This is a genomic window from Aeromonas sp. 600527 (assembly GCF_049175415.1).
Taxonomy (GTDB): domain Bacteria; phylum Pseudomonadota; class Gammaproteobacteria; order Enterobacterales; family Aeromonadaceae; genus Aeromonas; species Aeromonas veronii_A.
Window position 1 is genome coordinate 104,117 of sequence record NZ_JAAKVA010000009.1, and the last position, 19,408, is coordinate 123,524.

Below are 19,408 nucleotides of genomic sequence, written 5' to 3' on the forward strand. Positions count from 1 at the left end.
TAGATGGCAACCCGGGATTATGTCGGCAGCCGCCCGCGACGTCGGGCGGGTGGCCGCAATACCAAGAAAGCGGCCCCTCGCCGCTTTCCTGTTATTCCAGTGCTGCTGGTCGTGGCACTGCTGGCAGGCTTTGGTGGCTTCCTTTACATGATCAATGGCAAGGGCAGCGACGCCCCCACCATCGAAGAGCAGGTAAAGGCCAACAAGCCAAAACCACAGAACAACGGGTTGCCACAGGAGAAGTGGAGCTACATCGAACGGCTTGAGAACAAGCAGGTTGATGTTATCGAGCCACCGCCCCAGCCGGGCGTACTGCCACCGCCCCCCGCCGATACTCTGACCCTGCAGCCGGAAAAGCTGCCGCAACCGGTACCGACCGACATTCCCCAACCGGGGACGCCCATCGGCCAGTCCAAACCCTATCAGACCAATCCGGCGACAACGCCTGACAACGGTGCGCCCGTTGCCAGCGCTCGGGAACAGGTGATCGATCGCCAGGCCGAACGGGAACGGATGGAGCGGGAGATCCGTGCCGAGCTGGAGCGGGAGCGGGCCGAAGCAGCCAAGGCCAAAGCGGCTACCCCACCAGCCCAGACCGCAGCCGCCGACAGCAGTCGCTATATGATGCAGTGCGCGGCTCTGCGCTCGCAGGATTCCGCAGAGTCGCTCAAGGCACGTATCGCCTTCACCGCCGGTCTCTCTTCCAGCCTGCAGGTGGTCAACACGGCCAACGGCACCGTCTACAAGGTGATGGTGGGCCCCTTCAACGGCAAGGCGGCCGCCGACGCGGCCAACGGCAAGCTGCAGAGCTCCGGCATCAGCGGCTGCATTCCCAAGAAAGGGTAATCCGATTACCGATGACGCAGGGCCGGGTGGCAACACCCGGCCCTGTTCTTTTGATGTCACTCGCACCCACCCTGATTGCTACCCCGTTTATCCCGACCAAAGGCAGGGTTGAAAAGCCCGTTTGCCATCCCCATCTTTCTTGCCATGCACAGTCAGGCCGTTATTCGGCTCAAGCGAGGTAAGTAAAGTGACTACCATAGTTTCAGTTCGCCGCAACGGTCAGGTCGTCATCGGTGGCGATGGCCAGGTCTCTCTTGGCAACACCGTCATGAAGGGCAACGCCCGCAAGGTTCATCGTCTCTATAACGGCAAGGTGCTGGCAGGTTTTGCTGGCGGTACTGCCGACGCCTTCACCCTGCTCGAGCGTTTCGAAGCAAAACTGCAGGCCCATCAGGGTAATCTGGAGCGCGCCGCCGTGGCGCTGGCCAAAGATTGGCGCACCGATCGCGCCCTGCGCCGCCTTGAAGCGCTGCTGGCCGTGGCCGACGAACACAAATCCTTCATCATCACCGGCAACGGTGACGTGGTCCAGCCGGAGCACGATCTCATCGCCATCGGCAGCGGCGGCAACTTCGCCCAGTCCGCCGCCATCGCCCTGCTGGAAAACACCGAGCTGGATGCCAGGAGCATTGTCGAGAAGTCCCTCAAGATTGCGGGCGACATCTGCGTCTTCACCAACGGCAACCACACCATCGAAGTGCTGGACTACGCCGCCAAATAAGGCCACCAGCCAAACCCAATTTCCCAAGGGGTGGGCACTGCCCGCCCCGGATACAGGAACACCATCATGTCCGAGATGACCCCGAGAGAAATCGTCCACGAGCTGGATCGTCACATCATTGGTCAGGCCGATGCCAAGCGCGCCGTTGCCGTTGCCCTGCGCAACCGCTGGCGCCGGATGCAGCTCAACGAAGAGATGCGCCATGAAGTGACCCCGAAAAACATCCTGATGATCGGCCCGACCGGTGTCGGCAAGACCGAGATCGCCCGTCGTCTGGCCAAGCTGGCCAACGCCCCCTTCATCAAGGTGGAAGCGACCAAGTTCACCGAAGTGGGCTATGTCGGCAAGGAAGTGGACAGCATCATCCGCGATCTGACCGATGCCGCCATCAAGCTGGTGCGCGAAACCGAGATGGAGAAGATGAAATACCGCGCCGAGGAAGCCGCCGAAGAGCGCATTCTCGACGCCCTGCTGCCCAACCCGCGCAACACCTGGGGTGAGGAAGAGAAAGCCGACAACTCCAACACCCGCCAGATCTTCCGCAAGAAACTGCGGGAAGGTCAGCTGGATGACAAGGAGATCGAGCTGGAGCTCTCCGCCTCCCCGATGGGCGTCGAAATCATGACCCCGCCGGGCATGGAAGAGATGGCCAACCAGCTGCAGGGGCTGTTCCAGAATCTGGGCCAGAACCAGAAGAAGAAGCGCAAGATCAAGGTCAAAGAGGCCATGAAGGCGCTGATCGAAGAGGAAGCGGCCCGTCTGGTCAATCCGGAAGAGCTGAAGCAGAAAGCGATCGCTGCGGTCGAGAACAACGGCATCGTCTTCCTCGACGAGATCGACAAGATCTGCAAGCGCGGCGAGAGCTCGGGCCCCGATGTCTCCCGTGAAGGGGTACAACGCGACCTGCTGCCGCTGGTTGAAGGTTGCACCGTCAACACCAAGCACGGCATGGTCAAGACCGACCACATCCTGTTTGTCGCCTCCGGCGCCTTCCAGATCGCCAAGCCGTCCGATCTCATCCCCGAGCTGCAGGGCCGTCTGCCGATCCGCGTCGAGCTGACCGCACTGACCACCGATGACTTCGAGCGTATCCTGACCGAACCGAACGCCTCCCTGACCGATCAGTACAAGGCGCTGATGGCCACCGAAGGGGTCAATATCGAGTTCACCAAGGATGGCATCCGCCGTCTGGCCGAAGCGGCGTGGCAGGTTAACGAGCGTACCGAGAACATCGGTGCCCGTCGTCTGCACACCGTGATGGAGCGCCTGATGGAAGATATCTCCTACGACGCCTCCGAGAAGTCCGGCGAGACCTTTGTCATCGACACCAACTACGTCAACGCCCACCTCGGTGCGCTTGTCGAGGATGAGGATCTGAGCCGCTTTATTCTGTAAACGCGCCCCTCCCGATAAAACGCCTCCCTTCGCGGAGGCGTTTTTATTTCTCAATCGCCTCCTCCATCTCACCCCCATCGCCCGAATTCTGACCCTTATCTGCGACAACCCATTTAATCCAAAGACGTTTTCAAACCATCTCTTTCGAACGCCCGCCGTTTTTCATCTCTGCTGAAATTTGCTCATAAAAAGATCTGTCTACTTCTGTGCGGTTGATTTATACATATGTATAAATCAGATCGAAATCTGTGCAGCAGGAACCAGAAAGATGAATCCAACCCGGCAGAAACTGCTCGATACCGGCCTCGCCATCGCCACCGAGAAGGGGCTGCGCGGCCTGACGGTACGCGAGCTGGCGGCGGCGGCCGAGGTGAACCTCGGCTCCTTCGTCTACCACTTCGGCAACCGCGACGCCTTTATCGACGAGCTGGTCGAGCTCTGGTACGCCCCCCTCTATGACGAGCTCAAATCGGTGGCAGCCAAAGGCTCCTACCCCTCTGCCATCGCCATGTTCGAGGCGACCATGGAGGCGCTGATCGGGCTGGTGGCGCGCCAGCGCGGCTTTATCAACCACCTGTTTGGCGATGCGCTGGCAGGCGAAGGGGCGGCCCAGCGTTTTCTGCTCAGCCTGCCGCGCCGTCATCCCCTGCTGCTGATCGAGCAGGTACGGATGGCACAGGCGGAAGGGTCGCTGGTCGCGGGTCACCCGCTCCAGCTGATGATCTTCATCATGGGGTCGGTCGGCCTGCCGCTGGTGATCGCCGGCAGCGATCGTCAGCTCGGCTGGCTGCCCGAACAGGCCGCCCCGTTTCTGAGCCAGATAGACAACCCCGAGGCCGCCAGACAGCGGCTGGTATGGGCCCTGCGCGGCCTGCGCCCCACCGACATCAAAGAAGGAGACGCTGCATGAAACAACGCATCGCGATGGCAGCTCTGCTGCTGGCCGCTCTCAGTGGTTACTTCTGGTTGCAGTGTCCTCTTCAAGGAGAAACGGTATGAAGCAACGCATTGCAATCGTGGCCCTGCTGCTAACCGTTATCGGTGGCTACCTCTGGTGGCAGGGGCGCCCCGCCGACGGCTCCATCCTTTACGGCAATGTCGATATTCGCGACGTCAATCTGGCCTTTCGAGTCGGCGGTCGCGTCGATCAGGTGCTGGTCGATGAGGGGGATAGGGTAAAAGCCGGTCAACTGCTGGCCCGCCTCGATCCGATTCCCCTCACCCACAGCCGCGACAGCGCCCGCGCCAATCTGGCTGCGCTCACCGCCGCCAACACCTTGATCCACAAAGGCTATCGCAGCGAAGAGACCGACCGCGCCCGGGCCGCACTGGCCGCCGCCGAAGCCGCTGCACTGGAAGCCGACCAGCAGTGGCGCCGCCAGAGCGCATTGGCAGCCACCGGCGCCATCTCCCGCGGTCAGCTCGATACCGCCCGCTCCCAGCGAGATCAGACCCAGGCACAAGTGCGCTCCGCCCGCGAGCAGCTCGCCCAGCTCGAAACCGGCTACCGCCCGGAAGAGATTGCCCAGTCCGATGCCCAGCTGGAAGGGGCCAAAGCGGCGCTCGCCAGTGCCGAACTGGCGCTGGCAGATGCCAACCTGACCGCCCCCAGCGATGGCATCATCATCAGTCGCGCCATCGAGAACGGCAGCATGGTCCAGAGTGGAGCGACCGCCTTCAACCTCTCCCTGACCGCGCCGGTCTGGGTGCGCGCCTATGTGGAGGAGCCCTGGCTCGGCCACTTCCCGAGCGGCGCCAAAGTCACCCTCACCACCGACTCGCGGCCTGATCAGCCCTATCACGGGGTGGTGGGCTTTGTCTCGCCGACCGCCGAGTTCACCCCGAAATCGGTGGAGACGCCTGACTTGCGCACTCACCTCGTCTACCGGCTGCGCATCGTGGTGCAGGACCCCGACCCGGCCCTGCGCCAGGGGATGCCGGTCACCGTCAGGCTGGTGCCATGAGCTGCGCCATCTCCCTTGAGGGGCTCACCAAACGCTTTGGCGAGCGGGTCGCCCTCAACGCCATCTCGGCCACCATTCCGGCTGGCGGCATCACCGGGCTGGTCGGCCCCGACGGCGCGGGCAAGAGCACTTTGCTGCGCCTGCTGGCCGGTCTGCTGATCCCCGAAGCGGGCACCATCCGGGTGCTGGGGCTGGATCCGGTAAGCGAGGGGGATCTGCTGCGCCAGCGCCTCGGCTACATGCCCCAGCAGTTCGGCCTCTACGAGGATCTCAGCGTGCTGGAGAACCTCACCCTCTACGCTGACTTGCGCGGCGTACTGGAGCCCGAACGCACGCCCACCTTCGCGCGGCTGCTCGCCTTCACCGATCTTGCCCGCTTCACCGCAAGGCCGGCAGGCAAGCTCTCTGGCGGGATGAAGCAGAAACTCGGGCTGGCCTGCGCCCTGCTCGGCACCCCGGATGTGCTGCTGCTGGACGAACCTGGGGTCGGGGTCGATCCCATCTCCCGCCGCGCCCTCTGGCAGATGGTGCGCGAGCTGGCCAAGGGGGGGATGACGGTGCTCTGGAGCACCGCCTATCTCGACGAGGCGGAGCTGTGCGACCACGTGCTGCTGATGGCAGATGGCGAGGTGCGCACCAGTGGCACGCCAGCCGCTCTGATGGGGGCCATGGCCAGCCGCTGCTGGCTGCTGGAGGCGGGGCAACTGGATGGCCGCGAGCGGCGCGCCCTGCTGCGCCGGGCACTGGCTCACCCGGCGGTGATGGATGGCGCGGTGGCGGGGGAGCGGGTTCGCCTGCTGCTGCACCCGGGCATGACGCCCCCGCCGCTGGCGGAGCTGCATCTCGCCAACGGCGCCTTTCAACCGGCCCAGCCCCGGCTGGAGGATGCCTTTATCGACCTGCTCGGTGGCGGCCCCGGCGGAGAGTCGAGTCTGGCGGCCGGGATGCGGGAAGCCGAACTGCCGCAGGGGGTCTCTCCCGAGGCAGTGATCGAGGCGCGCCACCTCACCAAGCGCTTCGGCGATTTCGCCGCCACCGATGATGTCAGCTTTGCGGTGCGCCGCGGCGAGATCTTCGGCCTGCTCGGCCCCAACGGGGCGGGCAAGTCCACCACCTTCAAGATGGAGTGCGGCCTGCTGCGCCCGAGCGAGGGGCAGGCGCTGGTGACCGGCATCGATCTGGCCCACAGCCCCTCGGCGGCACGTCAGCGCCTCGGTTACATGGCGCAGAAGTTCTCCCTCTACAAGCAGCTCACCGTGGCCCAGAACCTCTCCTTCTTCGCCGGTATCTACGGCCTGTTCGGCCGCCACCAGCAGACGCGGATCGATGCCATGGTGACCGCTTTTGCCCTCGCCCCCTGGCTCGATCAGAAGGCGGAATCCCTGCCGCTCGGCCTGCGCCAGCGCTTATCGCTGGCCTGCGCCCTGCTGCACGAGCCGCCGCTGCTGTTTCTCGACGAGCCCACCTCCGGGGTCGATCCGGTGACCCGGCGCGAGTTCTGGTCGCACATCAACGCGCTGGCCGACCACGGCGTCACCGTACTGGTCACCACCCACTTTATGGATGAGGCGGAGTATTGCGACCGCATCGCCCTCATCTATCGCGGCAAGCTGCTGGCGCTCGGCACTCCGGACGATCTCAAGGGGCTGGCCGCCAAAGAGGCGGCGACCTCTTTGCCAACCGGCTCCTTGCCGACCTGTTCTTTGCCAACAATGGAAGAGGCCTTTATCACCCTGGTCGAGCGGGCCAGCGAGGAGGACGCATGAGCATCAACCGTCGGCGACTGCTGGCCCTCTGCCGCAAGGAGACGCTGCAAATCGTCCGTGACCCGAGCAGCATCCTCATCGCCTTCATCATGCCGGTGGTGCTGCTGGTGGTGATGGGTTACGCCATCAATCTGGATGTGGACCACCTGCGCCTCGGCATCTGGCGTACCGACAGCGGCGCTCCGGCGGTGCGGCTGGAGCAGGCCCTGCGCGGCTCTACCGCGCTGGAGATCCACAGCGGCCCGAGCAAGGAGTCCCTGCTCGCCAGTCTGGCCCGTGGCGAGATCCGCGGCCTGCTGGTGATCGATGACGGCTTCTCCCGCGCGCTGGCCGGTCAGGGCAATGGCACGCCGCAGGCGCTGCTGCTGACCGACGGCTCCGAGCCCAACACCGCCAACTTCGTCACCAACTATGTGCAGGGGATCTGGCAGGGGTGGCTCGCTGGCGAGGGGGTTGCCATGCCGGTGTCGATAGAGAGCCGCGCCTGGTTCAACCCGGCGCTGGTGAGCCGCAACTTTCTGGTGCCGGGCTCCATTGCGGTGGTGATGACCATCATAGGCGCCCTGCTCACCTCGTTGGTGGTGGCGCGGGAGTGGGAGCGCGGCACCATGGAGGCGCTGCTCGCCACCCCGGTCACCAAGGGGGAGCTGCTGCTCTCCAAGCTGCTGCCCTACTATGGCCTCGGCATCATTGCCATGCTGCTCTGCCTGCTCTTCTCGGTGGCGGTAATGGGTGTGCCATGGCGCGGCTCCCTGCTGCTGCTCTTTCTGGTCACCAGCGTCTTTCTCGGCAGCGCCCTCGGGCTCGGGTTGTTTCTCTCCACCGTGATGCGCAGCCAGTTCAATGCCGCACAGGCAGCGCTGATCGCCGCGTTTCTACCCGCCGTGATGCTGTCGGGCTTCGTGTTCGAGATCGCCAGCATGCCGCCTTGGCTTCGGGCCATCACCCACCTCATTCCGGCCCGTTACTTCGCAAGCTCCTTGCAGACCCTCTATCAGGCGGGCAGCGTCTTCTCGATCCTGCTGGTCAACGGTTTCTGTCTGCTGCTGCTGGCCGGTTTCTGGCTGGTCCTGACCGCCCGCAAGACGCGGCGCACTCTGGAGTAACCCATGCTGATCCGACTCTGGTGGCTGATCCGAAAAGAGCTGCAGGCCCTGATGGGCAATACCCAGGGGCGCTTTCTGCTCATCATGCCGGTGCTGCTGCAAACCGCCCTCTTCCCGTTCGCCGCCACTCTGGAGGTAACCGGCAACACGCTGGCCATCTACAACCAGGATGGCGGCGCCCAGAGCCGCGAGCTGCTGGAGCGCCTCACCCATATGCCCGCCTTTACCACCATCATCCCGGTGCAAGGCGAGGCGGGCATGACCGAGGCCATCACCGGGCAACAGGCACTGCTCGGGCTGATTATTCCGGGGGATTTCTCGCGCCGGCTGGCGCGCGGCGAACCAGCCAAGGTGCAGCTGATTATCGATGGCCGCCGCTCCAACGGTGGTCAGGTAGCGGCAGGTTATATCAGTCAGGTGATCGCCCGCTGGCAAAGTGAGGGCAAGGGGCAACCCGAGCTGGCGGTACGCAACCTCTACAACCCCAACGTCGAATTCCACTGGCATATCCTGCCGGCCCTGGTGGCCATCATCACCACCACAGGTTGTCTTATCGTCACCGCCCTCTCGGTCGCGCGGGAGCGGGAAGAGGGCACCTTCGATCAGCTGCTGGTCTCCCCCCTCACCGCAGGCTGGATCATGGCGGGCAAGGCGGTGCCCGGCATCATGGTGGCGGTGGGGCAAGGGTGCATAGTCGCGCTGGCCGCCCGTTTTGTCTTTCACCTCCCCTTTGCGGGCAGCCTCAGCCTGCTGATGGCGGGCATGGTCTGCTACGGGCTGGCACTGGCCGGGATCGGGCTCTTCATCTCGTCGTTCTGCTCGACCCAGCAGCAGGCCTTTCTCGGAGTCTTCTCCTTCACCGTACCGGCGGTGATCCTCTCGGGCTACATCTCGCCGGTGGAGAACATGCCGCAGGTGTTCCAGTGGCTGGCGGCCATCGACCCCCTCACCCACTTCATCGTGCTGCTCAAGGGGGTCTTCCTCAAGGGGTTTGACTGGTCGGCCGCCTGGCCCCTGCTCTGGCCGCTGCTCGCCATCGCCGGCATCACCCTGTCGCTGGCGCTCGCCATGTTCCGCCGCCATATCGCCTGACGCGCCGCCTTGTTCAGCTGATGCCGGTCTCGCCCAGAGCGAGGCCGGCCATTTTCCGCCAAAAGTTTTCACTCCCCGGCCGTGGGTAAACCGGGCTTTCCCTCCACCCCCTCTCACCCCGAGCTAACGCAGAAATCATCAACTGGTATACCTATTTTTGTATATCTTTGAATTTTATCGAATTACCCCTGACGAGATATATAAATAGACACTTGATTTGCATCAATTGCCCGCCCCGACTGACTGGGTAGCCTAGCCCCAGAATGATGTTTTATTACTCCAAACTAGAGGCAATCATGAGCAAAGTCAGACTGGTCGTTGTGGGCAACGGCATGGTGGGGCACCGCTTCATCGAAGAGTTGATCGAGCGGGCCGACCCGGGCCGCTACGAGATCACCGTCTTCGGTGCAGAACCCCGTCCCGCCTACGATCGCGTCCATCTCTCCTCCTACTTCTCCCATCACACCAGCGAAGATCTCTCCCTCGTCAAACCCGGCTTCTACGACAAGCACGGCATCCGCCTGCTGCTCGGCGAAGCGGTGAAAAAAATCGACAGGGCCAACCGCGAAGTGCACTCCAACAAGGGCACTGTGGTCGGGTACGACAAGCTGGTGCTGGCCACCGGCTCCTACCCCTGGGTGCCGCCCATTGCGGGCAGCCAGCACCACGAGTGCTTCGTCTACCGCACCATCGAGGATCTGAAAGCCATCCGCAACGCCGCCAGGAGCGGCAAGAGCGGGGTGGTGATCGGGGGTGGTCTGCTTGGCCTCGAAGCCGCCGGTGCCCTCAAGGCACTGGGTCTCGAAACCCATGTGGTGGAATTTGCTCCGGTACTGATGGCCGAGCAGCTCGACGGTCAGGGCGGCCAGCTGCTGCGCCGCAAGATCGAATCCATGGGCGTGCAGGTACACACCAGCAAGAGCACCAGCGAGATCCTGATGCATGGCGGTGAGCAGGCGAAACACCGCCTCGCCTTTGCCGACGGCAGTCAGCTGGAAGTGGACGTGGTGGTCTTCTCCACCGGCATCCGCCCGCAAGATACCCTCGGCCGCTACGGTGATCTCGCCATCGCCGAGCGCGGCGGCATCGTCATCGACGATCACTGCCTCACCTCCGACCCCGACATCTACGCCATCGGCGAGTGCGCCGCCTGGCAGGGCCGCTTCTTCGGGCTGGTGGCACCGGGCTACAAGATGGCCCAGATCACCGTCGACCATCTGCTCGGCGGCGACAGCCGCTTCGAAGGGGCGGACATGAGCGCCAAGCTCAAGCTGCTCGGCGTCTCCGTCGGCTCCATCGGCGATGCCCATGGTCGCACCCCGGGCAGCCACAGCTATGTGTTTCAGGACGATCAGGCCGGCGTCTACAAGAAGATCGTGGTGAGCGAGGACAACAGCCGATTGCTCGGCGCCGTGCTGGTGGGTGACGTGGAAGATTACGGCAACCTGCTGCAAATGATGCTCAACGCCCTGCCGCTGCCGAGCCACCCGGATACCCTGATCCTGCCCGCCTACGCCGGTGCCAAACCGACGCTGGGGGTAGATGCCCTGCCGGAAAGCGCCCAGATCTGCTCCTGCTTCGACGTCTCCAAGGGCGACATCGCCAAGGCTGTGGCCGAAGGTCACACCACCCTTGCCGCCATCAAACAGCAGACCAAGGCAGGTACCGGCTGCGGCGGCTGCGTGCCGCTCATCAGTCAGGTACTCAACGCCGAGCTGGTTAAGCAGGGCATCGAGGTCAACAACCACCTCTGCGCCCACTTCCCCCACTCCCGTCAGGAGCTGTTCCATCTGGTCAAGGTGGAGGGGATCAAGAGCTTCGACGAACTGCTGGCCAAGCACGGTCAGGGCTATGGCTGCGAGGTGTGCAAACCGACCGTCGGCTCCATCCTCGCCTCCTGCTGGAACGAGCATGTGCTGAGCCCGCGCAACATCCCGTTGCAGGACACCAACGATATCTTCCTCGGCAACATGCAGAAGGACGGCAGCTACTCCGTCATCCCGCGCATGGCCGGTGGCGAAGTGACCCCGGAAGGGCTGCTGGCGGTGGCCGAAGTGGCCCGCGACTACAAGCTCTACACCAAGATCACCGGCGCCCAGCGCATCGGTCTGTTCGGGGCCCAGAAGGATGATCTGCCCGCCATCTGGCGCAAGCTGCTGGCTGCCGGATTCGAGACAGGTCAGGCCTACGCCAAGGCGCTGCGCATGGCCAAGACCTGCGTCGGCAGCACCTGGTGCCGCTTCGGCGTGCAGGACAGCGTTGGCCTCGGGGTCTTCCTCGAGAACCGCTACAAGGGCATTCGCACCCCGCACAAGATGAAGTTCGGCGTCTCCGGCTGTACCCGCGAATGTGCGGAAGCCCAAGGTAAGGATGTCGGCATCATCGCCACCGACGCGGGCTGGAACCTCTATGTGGGCGGCAACGGCGGCATGAAGCCGCGCCACGCCGACCTGCTGGCGTCTGACCTCGACCGAGAGACCCTCATCAAGCTGATCGACCGCTTTATGATGTTCTACGTCACCAGCGCCGACAAACTGCAGCGCACCTCGGTCTGGCTCGGCAATCTGGAAGGGGGCGTCGACTACCTGCGCGAGGTGATCGTCGACGACAAGTTGGGGCTGGCCGAGACGCTGGAGCGCGATATCCAGACCCTTATCGACAGCTACGAGTGCGAATGGTCGCGCACCCTCAACGAAGAGGAGGCACTCAAGCGATTCAGCCACTTCATCAACAGCGACAAGCGCGATCCGGACGTTCAGTTCGTCAGCGAACGCGACCAGCACAGACCCGCCACTCCGGCCGAGCGCATCCCCGTCTACCAGATCGAGGTGGAAACCAAATGATGAAACTTGCCTGCCAACTCAACGACATCCTGCCGGGAACCGGAGTCTGCGCACTCATTGAAGGTCGCCAGATCGCCCTGTTCCGCCCGAGCGCGGCGGCCGAGGTGTTCGCCATCGACAACCGGGATCCCTTCTTCGCCGCCAACGTGCTGTCGCGGGGCCTGATCTGCGAACACGACGGCGAACTCTGGGTGGCCAGCCCGCTCAAGAAGCAGCGCTTTCGCCTGAGCGATGGCCACTGTTTCGACAACCCTGCGATGTCGGTGCAGAGCTATCCCGTTGAAGTGCGCGACCAGCAGGTCTGGGTCGCCGTCTAAAGCCGATTTCACTCTCTTTCGGGCTGCCTGAGGGCAGCCCTTTCAAGGACTCACAAGATGTACACGGAAACCATCAACAAGTGCGCCGCCAACGCGGCCCGCATCAACCGCTTCGAGCGCAGCGACAAGCTCGGCTTCTGGCTCAGCTCCGCCATGGCGGGGGCCTATGTGGGCCTCGGCATCATCCTCATCTTCACCCTCGGCAATCTGGTGGATCCCGCCATCCGGCCGCTGGTGATGGGGGCCACCTTCGGTATCGCCCTGACGCTCGTCATCATTGCCGGCTCCGAGCTGTTTACCGGCCACACCATGTTCCTCACCTTCGGGGTGAAGGCGGGCAAGATCACCATGGCCGACCTGCTGCGCATCCTGCCGCAGACCTGGGCCGGCAACCTGATTGGCTCCATCGTGGTGGCGCTCATCTACTCCTACGGCGGCAGCCTGCTGCCGGACGCAGGCAGTCTGGCCCACAAGGTGGCGCTGGCCAAAACCCAGGCTCCGGCGCTGACCCTGTTTATGAAGGGGATCCTCTGCAACTGGCTGGTCTGCCTCGCCATCTGGATGGCGCTGCGCACCGAAGGGGCGGCCCGCTTCATCGCCATCTGGTGGTGCCTGCTGGCCTTTATCGCTTCCGGCTACGAGCACTCTATCGCCAACATGACCCTGTTCGCCCTCTCCTGGTTTGGCGCCCACTCCGATGCCTACACCCTGGGCGGCATCGGCCACAACCTGCTGTGGGTGACGCTGGGCAACACCGTCTCCGGCGTCCTCTTTATGGGCCTCGGTTACTGGTATGCCACCCCGAAAGCTGAACGCCCGGTCGCAGTGAGCGAGACCACCAGCACCGCCAACCAGACCCGAACCGCCTGATCCGGAGGCCCCATGGACTACTTGCCCATCTTTTGCCGACTCGATAACAAACCCGTGCTGCTGGTCGGCGGCGGCGAGGTAGCGGAGCGCAAGGCGCGCCTGCTGCTGGATGCCGGTGCCCATCTCACAGTAGTCGCGCCCGAGCTCGCCCCCGAGCTGGCGGAACTGGCTGCCAACGGCAGCATCGAGTGGCTGGCCGGCGAATTTGTGCCGGAACAACTGGCGGGCAAGTGGCTGGTGGTGGCCGCAACCGATCGGCGCGAGGTGAATGCACTGGTTTACCAAAGCGCCAATCAGGCGCGGATCTTTGCCAACGTGGTAGATGACCCGAAACGCTCCAGCTTCATCATGCCGTCGATCATCGATCGCTCACCGCTGATGGTGGCCATCTCCTCCGGCGGCAAGGCACCTGTGCTGGCCCGGCTGCTGCGGGAAAAACTGGAAGCCCTGCTGCCGCAGCATCTGGGGGCCGTGGCGGCCTTCGCCGGCAGCCTGCGGGAGCGGGTCAAGGCCCGCTTCGCCACCATGGGGGAGCGGCGCCGCTTCTGGGAGCGGCTGCTCGGGGCGGATCGGCTCGGTCAGGCGCTGGCGCGAGGCGATAGCGCCTCTGCCCACCAGTTGGCCGACAACCTGTTTGCCGACGGGAGCCAGACCGGAGGCGAGGTGGTACTGGTGGGAGCCGGCCCCGGCGATCAGGGTCTGCTCACCCTGCACGCCCTGCGCCAGATGCAGCAGGCGGACGTGGTGGTCTATGACCGACTGGTCTCCGACGAGGTGATGGCACTGGTGCGCCGGGATGCCAAGCGCATCTTCGTCGGCAAGCAGGCGGGCAACCACTGCGTGCCGCAGGAGGGGATCAACCAGCTCTTGCTGGAGGAGGCGAAGAAGGGGCAACGGGTGGTGCGGCTCAAGGGGGGCGACCCCTTTATCTTCGGCCGTGGCGGCGAGGAGCTGGAGACGCTGGTCGGCACTGGCATTGGCTTTCAGGTGGTACCGGGGATCACCGCGGCCAGCGGCTGCGCCGCCTACGCCGGCATTCCGCTGACCCATCGCGACCACGCCCAGAGCGTGCGCTTCGTCACCGCCCACGGCAAGGGGGGCGCCCGGGATCTCGACTGGCCGCTGCTCGCCAAGGACAAACAGACTCTGGTGTTCTACATGGGGCTCTCATCCTGCGCCACCATCCGTGAAGAGCTGCTGGCCCACGGCAAGGCAGGCGACACCCCGGTGGCGCTGATCGAGCGCGGCACCCAACCCTGCCAGCAGGTCATTCGCGGCACCCTCGATGAGCTACCCGCGCTGGCGGTGGGGGTCGAGAGTCCGGCGCTGATCATGGTGGGCTCGGTGGTGACCCTGGCCGACCGGCTCGCCTGGTTTGGCGCGGCACCACAGGCTCAGCGCGCCCTCGCCTGAGGGATCCTCGGCAAACGATCATGAGGCCACCAGCAGGTGGCCTCACTTTTACCTCTCTCTTCTCCCATCACGGTCATAACCTGTTGTTTTAAGTCTGGTATCCTATGGGCATTGAGCCCTTGGCTACCATCTCAGGAATTCATCCCATGTCTCTTCCCATCAAGAACAGCGCCCGGCAGCGCGCGGATGACAGATCCCGCATTCTCACCCTGCTGCTGCGCGATGATGCCCTCACCGACAGCCTGCTCGATCCGCAGGTGGTGCAGGATGCCGAGCAGCGCGATCAGACCAGCGAACTCACTGCGCTGGTCAACGGGTTGCCCGCCGCCGACGTCGCCGATGCGCTGGAATCGCTGCCGCCCGATGAGCGTCATGCCCTGTGGGCGCTGGTGGAGGAGGAGAAGCGCGGCCAGATCCTGGTCGAAGCGTCGGAGACGGTGTGGGACAGCCTCATCAGCGGGATGAGCGACAAGGAGCTGCTGCACGCACTGCGCACCCTGGATATCGACGATCAGATCTATCTGGGCCAGTACCTGCCACGCAACCTGATGGGGCGGCTGCTCACCTATATGGCCCCCGCCGACCGGGATCGGGTGCGGGAGGTGATCCGCTACGGCAAGCACACCGTCGGCGCCATGATGGACTTCGAGATCATCACCATCCGCCCCGAGGTGACGCTCGCCACTGTGCAGCGCTATCTGCGCCTGCGCGGCAAGATCCCCGCCAACACCGACAAGCTGTTCGTCATCGATCGGCGCAACCACCTGCTGGGGGAGCTGGCCCTCACCACAGTACTGCTGCACAAGCCCGCCACCCTGGTGAGCGACGTGATGGAGCGGGATCCGGTCACCTTCGATCCGGAGGATAACGACGAAGCGGCCGCCCGCACCTTCGAGCGGGATGACCTGCTCTCCGCCGCCGTGGTGGATGGCAAGGGCAAGCTGATGGGCCGCCTCACCGTCGAAGAGGTGGTGGATCTGGTCTATGAGGAGAGTGACACCGACCTGCGCCGGATGGGGGGTATCAGCGAGGATGAAGATGTGTTCGCCCCTGTCTCCAAGGCGGTCAAGACCCGCTGGGCCTGGCTTGCCATCAACCTCTGCACCGCCTTTGTCGCCTCGCGGGTGATCGGCCTGTTCGAGCACACCATCTCCCAGCTGGTGGCGCTGGCGGCCCTGATGCCCATCGTCGCCGGGATCGGCGGCAACACCGGCAACCAGACCATCACCATGATAGTGCGGGCGCTGGCACTGCAGCACATTCAGGCGGGCAACCTCTCCTTCCTGCTGCTGCGGGAACTCGGCGTCGCCTTTATCAACGGGCTGGTGTGGGGCGGCACCATGGGCATTGCCACCTATCTGCTCTATCAGGATGCGGCGCTCGGCGCCGTGATGACCCTGGCCATGATGCTCAACCTGCTGGTGGCCGCCCTTATGGGAGTCATCATCCCCATGACCATGACCCGCCTCGGCCGCGACCCGGCAGTCGGTGCCAGCGTAATGATCACCGCCATCACCGACACCGGCGGCTTCTTTATCTTCCTCGGGCTGGCGACCCTGTTCCTGCTGTAAACCGTGCGTTGAAAACAACAAGGGAGCCACTGGCTCCCTTGTTGTTTCAGGCGCGTTTGCCCGCCCCTGCCGTTGGGCTGCTTATCGCTTGTCAGCAGTGATCAGCAAGCCATTGGTGTCGGGGAAGCCGATGACCAGCGCCTCTTTTTTGGCATCCGTGGTAAAGGTGGTGACATAGGCGACGCGGTTATCCATCGCCCGGGCCAGAGCGGCATTCCAGAGGTTTTCGATCGGCGTGGCGGCAGCGGATTGCTTGAAGTTGCACTTGCCAAACCCGGTCATAGTCAGCTTGCTCAACCCTGCAGTGGCACTCCCCTCGCCCACCAGCGTACAACCTGCCGCCGGGAACTCGATCGCTACCGTCAGCTTGCCGCCGTTGTTGGTGGTATCCACCTTGCCCACCATGTCGCTGCTGAAGCCATCGCTGCCCGTGGCACTCCAGCTGGCCGTGGTCACCGCTTTGGTGGTCAGGGCTGTCACCGCCACATGACCGCTGAAACCGGAATAGATGGGGGAGTTGTCGGAGAAGGTGGTGCCGGTTCGGGTGAAATCAAAAACCCAGCGCTTGATCTCCTTACCCTGCAGATCGATGACCGGCTGATCCTGGAAGGTGATGAGGTTGTGGTCGTTGGTCACCGAGCTGAGCGCCGTGCTGGTGCCGAGCCGTTCGCTGTTGCGGATCAACTGCACCGGGTAGATCCCGTCTTTGTCGGCTTTCTGGTCAGCCTGACCCAGCCACTGGCTGTTGGTCTCGACCTTGCCCACCTGATGATCCACCCAGACACCCCAGTACTGCACGGTTTCACCCTTCGGGTAGACCAGCGCCAGACCATCCAGATCCTTGATCATGCGCGGCGTCGCCTTGTCGCCGTCGCGGCTCATCAGATTCGCTTGGTAAAGACCCGCCTCCGGCAGGGCCAGTGGCACCCGCTTGGCAATGCTGTTGGCAGCTTTTTCGCTGTCACAGGCAGACAGGGCCGCAGCGCAGGCGATGGCCAGCAGCGCTTTGTTGTGCATTTTCATGAGGTTTTATTCCTTGCTGTCGCTTTGTAATTTTTAGATGCAATCAATCGCCGCTGAATTTAAGGGAAAGGTCATCTATCAGTCGAATGGAGATCTGTAACCAACCATTACAGCCTCGCAGGAGCACTTGGCCGCGCCGCTTGCTCCGACCTCACTGCGGTGACGACAGGGTGACTCACGGCGGAAAAGCAGCGAAAGTAGCGGCCCGGAATAAAGACAAAAAAACAGATGAAAATCAGAGCCATAACTCTATTAACAGGAGGGTAATTAGCCCGAATTGCCAGCCTGCTCACAATCGGATTCTTTTGCTGTCGATAGAATGCACCACGCTGGCATACCCATAACAAGAGAATCCAACAATGAAAACCACCCTCAAACTGAGCGCGGTGGCAGTTATCTTTTTGCTGTCCGGCTGTGATGACAACAACTCTCAGGCCCCCGGTGATCTCACCCTGCGGCTGATCGAAACCTCTGATATCCACTCCAACCTGCTGAGCTACGACTACTACCAGAACAAGCCGGATGCCTCGCTGGGCTTTGCCCGCACCGCAGTGCTGATCCGCAAGGCCCGCGAAGAGAACGCCAACAACTTGCTGATCGACAACGGCGACCTGATCCAGGGCACCCCGCTGGCCGACTACATCCACGACCAGCAGGTCAAACAGCAGTGGCTGAGCAAGCAGACCCACCCCGCCATCAAGGCGCTCAACACCATGAGCTATGATGTCGGCAACCTGGGCAACCACGAATTCAACTTCGGTCTCGACTTCCTCTCAGAGACCCTGAAAGGGGCCAACTACCCCTACATCAACGCCAACGTCTTCCAGGCCGATGCCTTCAGCCGTGATGGCAAGGGCACCATCGACTGGAGCAAGCAGAAGTTCAAACCCTATGTGGTGCTGGATCGTCAGGTGAAGGATGCCAACGGCAATACCCAGACCATCAAGGTCGGTGTGCTGGGCCTGACTCCGCCCCAGATCACCCAGTGGGACAAGCGCAATCTGGAAGGCAAGGTGGTGGTGGCCGATATGGTCGAGACCGCCGAGCACTATGTACCCGAAATCCGCGCCAAGGGCGCTGACATCGTCGTGGTCGTGGCCCACACCGGCATCATAGGTGACCCGCGCGAACCCATGATGGAGAACGCTGCCCTGCCGCTGGCCAAAGTGAAAGGGGTCGATGCCCTGCTGCTGGGCCATGCCCACCGCACCTTCCCGGGCGACTACCCCAACATGACCGACGTGGACAACGAGAAAGGCACCCTGGCGGGCGTACCGACCGTGATGCCGGGCGTCTGGGGCAACCACCTTGGCATCATCGACCTGCACATGACCTGGAAAGAGGGTCGCTGGGAAGTGGCCTCCAGCCAGTCCCAGCTGCGCAAGATCGACAGTAGCGCCACCAGCACCGAAGATCAGGCGGTGGTCGATCAGGTCATTGCCGAGCACGAGCAGGCCAACCAGTGGCTGGACGAGCCCCTCAGCAAGATCACCAAGCCAATCCACAGCTTCTTCGCGCTGGTGCAGGATGACCCCTCCATCCAGATCGTCAGCGACGCCCAGCTGTGGCACGCCAAGAAGCTGCAACAGGATGGTCAGCTCAAGGAGAAATGGCCCATCCTCTCCGCCGCCGCGCCATTCCGTGGCGGTCGCAACGGCCCGACCGACTTCACCTATGTACCGGCTGGCGATATCTCCCTGCGCAACGTGGCCGACCTCTATGTCTACCCCAACACCCTGCAGGTGGTCGCCATCAATGGCTCGACCGTACAGGAGTGGCTGGAGAAGAGCGCCGTCCAGTTCAACAAGATCGATGCCGCCAGCACCGCCACCCAGTGGCTGGTGAACGAGAAGTACCGCACCTACAACTTCGACGTGATCGACGGGGTGAACTATCAGGTCGATGTGACCAAACCTGCCCGTTACGATGTGGATGGCAACAAGGTGAGCGACAGCTATCGCATCACCAACCTCACCTATCAGGGCAAGGCAATCGACCCGGCCCAGATGTTCTACGTGGTGACCAACAACTACCGCGCCAGCGGTGGTGGCAACTTCCCGGGCATCAACGCCAAGGTGATCGTCCATGAAGATCAGTTCGAAACCCGCGAAGTGCTCTCCGAATACCTCAAGGATCTGGCAGAGAAGAATCCGGCCGGTTTCGAGCCCCCGGCAGACAACAACTGGCAGCTGGCCCCCCTGCCCGCCAATCTGGATCTGCGCATCTACAGCTCGCCACGCAGCGAGGCGCAAGCCCTGACCGGTGGCAAGCTGAACTATGTGGAGACCCTGCCGCCCACCGATGCCAAACACCCCGGCTTTGGTGTCTACAAGCTGGTGCTGGCACCCTGAGTCTCAGGGTTAATCCGGCAATAACCTCTGCAACCCCCTCCTGATACGAGGGGGTTTTTGATGTACTGGCAGCGGGATATGCACCTGTAAGCCAGCCGCTCCCCGCAGCAGTTCACGCAACCCCTTTATC

At 63.2% G+C, this 19,408-nt stretch carries 15 protein-coding genes; 14 read left to right on the plus strand and 1 reads right to left on the minus strand.

The window, feature by feature from the left end; genetic code table 11:
- Positions 1 to 3: 3 nt before the first annotated feature.
- From G5154_RS12950 to mgtE, 13 genes are all read left to right on the plus strand, one after another.
- Entirely contained in the window at positions 4 to 846 is an 843-nt protein-coding gene (locus G5154_RS12950; protein WP_159157858.1) for an SPOR domain-containing protein, read from the plus strand.
- A 187-nt stretch (positions 847 to 1,033) separates the two neighbouring features.
- A complete protein-coding gene (gene hslV, locus G5154_RS12955; RefSeq protein WP_042018387.1) occupies positions 1,034 to 1,567 on the plus strand; it encodes an ATP-dependent protease subunit HslV in 534 nt (177 codons plus the stop codon).
- A 66-nt stretch (positions 1,568 to 1,633) separates the two neighbouring features.
- On the plus strand, positions 1,634 to 2,962 hold the full coding sequence (gene hslU, locus G5154_RS12960; protein WP_421251020.1) for an HslU--HslV peptidase ATPase subunit: 1,329 nt from the start codon (positions 1,634 to 1,636) through the stop codon (positions 2,960 to 2,962).
- A 268-nt stretch (positions 2,963 to 3,230) separates the two neighbouring features.
- Complete coding sequence (locus G5154_RS12965) at positions 3,231 to 3,872, plus strand: TetR/AcrR family transcriptional regulator (RefSeq protein ID WP_421251019.1); 642 nt, start codon at positions 3,231 to 3,233, stop codon at positions 3,870 to 3,872.
- An 85-nt stretch (positions 3,873 to 3,957) separates the two neighbouring features.
- Positions 3,958 to 4,926 (plus strand): secretion protein HlyD, encoded by a 969-nt coding sequence (gene hlyD / locus G5154_RS12970; RefSeq protein WP_421251018.1) that lies wholly within the window; start codon positions 3,958 to 3,960, stop codon positions 4,924 to 4,926.
- Complete coding sequence (locus G5154_RS12975; protein WP_421251017.1) at positions 4,923 to 6,692, plus strand: ATP-binding cassette domain-containing protein; 1,770 nt, start codon at positions 4,923 to 4,925, stop codon at positions 6,690 to 6,692. The genes hlyD and G5154_RS12975 overlap by 4 nt, the downstream gene beginning before the upstream one ends.
- Complete coding sequence (locus tag G5154_RS12980) at positions 6,689 to 7,798, plus strand: ABC transporter permease (RefSeq protein WP_421251016.1); 1,110 nt, start codon at positions 6,689 to 6,691, stop codon at positions 7,796 to 7,798. Before G5154_RS12975 ends, G5154_RS12980 begins: the two co-directional genes overlap by 4 nt.
- Before the next feature lie 3 nt (positions 7,799 to 7,801).
- Positions 7,802 to 8,890, plus strand: a complete 1,089-nt coding sequence (locus G5154_RS12985) for an ABC transporter permease (RefSeq protein ID WP_421251015.1) — start codon at positions 7,802 to 7,804, stop codon at positions 8,888 to 8,890.
- Positions 8,891 to 9,186: 296 nt separating this feature from the next.
- Positions 9,187 to 11,733: a nitrite reductase large subunit NirB gene (gene nirB, locus G5154_RS12990; RefSeq protein WP_421251014.1), complete on the plus strand. Its 2,547-nt coding sequence runs from the start codon at positions 9,187 to 9,189 to the stop codon at positions 11,731 to 11,733.
- Positions 11,733 to 12,050, plus strand: coding sequence for a nitrite reductase small subunit NirD (gene nirD, locus G5154_RS12995; RefSeq protein ID WP_041202829.1), 318 nt, complete (start codon positions 11,733 to 11,735; stop codon positions 12,048 to 12,050). The genes nirB and nirD overlap by 1 nt, the downstream gene beginning before the upstream one ends.
- A 57-nt stretch (positions 12,051 to 12,107) precedes the next feature.
- Positions 12,108 to 12,920 carry a nitrite transporter NirC gene (gene nirC, locus G5154_RS13000; RefSeq protein WP_245132734.1) on the plus strand — a complete coding sequence of 271 codons (813 nt, stop codon included), beginning with the start codon at positions 12,108 to 12,110 and terminating at the stop codon, positions 12,918 to 12,920.
- 12 nt (positions 12,921 to 12,932) lie between these two features.
- Positions 12,933 to 14,333 carry a siroheme synthase CysG gene (gene cysG / locus G5154_RS13005; RefSeq protein WP_421251013.1) on the plus strand — a complete coding sequence of 467 codons (1,401 nt, stop codon included), beginning with the start codon at positions 12,933 to 12,935 and terminating at the stop codon, positions 14,331 to 14,333.
- Positions 14,334 to 14,479: 146 nt separating this feature from the next.
- Complete coding sequence (gene mgtE, locus G5154_RS13010) at positions 14,480 to 15,904, plus strand: magnesium transporter (RefSeq protein WP_113740193.1); 1,425 nt, start codon at positions 14,480 to 14,482, stop codon at positions 15,902 to 15,904.
- Between the two features lie 81 nt (positions 15,905 to 15,985).
- Here mgtE and G5154_RS13015 read toward each other — a convergent pair whose 3' ends face one another.
- Positions 15,986 to 16,927 (minus strand): hypothetical protein, encoded by a 942-nt coding sequence (locus tag G5154_RS13015; RefSeq protein WP_337073684.1) that lies wholly within the window; start codon positions 16,925 to 16,927, stop codon positions 15,986 to 15,988.
- Between the two features lie 359 nt (positions 16,928 to 17,286).
- Here G5154_RS13015 and G5154_RS13020 point away from each other — a divergent pair, with 359 nt between their 5' ends.
- Positions 17,287 to 19,278, plus strand: a complete 1,992-nt coding sequence (locus G5154_RS13020; RefSeq protein ID WP_335832612.1) for a bifunctional 2',3'-cyclic-nucleotide 2'-phosphodiesterase/3'-nucleotidase — start codon at positions 17,287 to 17,289, stop codon at positions 19,276 to 19,278.
- Positions 19,279 to 19,408: the final 130 nt, after the last annotated feature.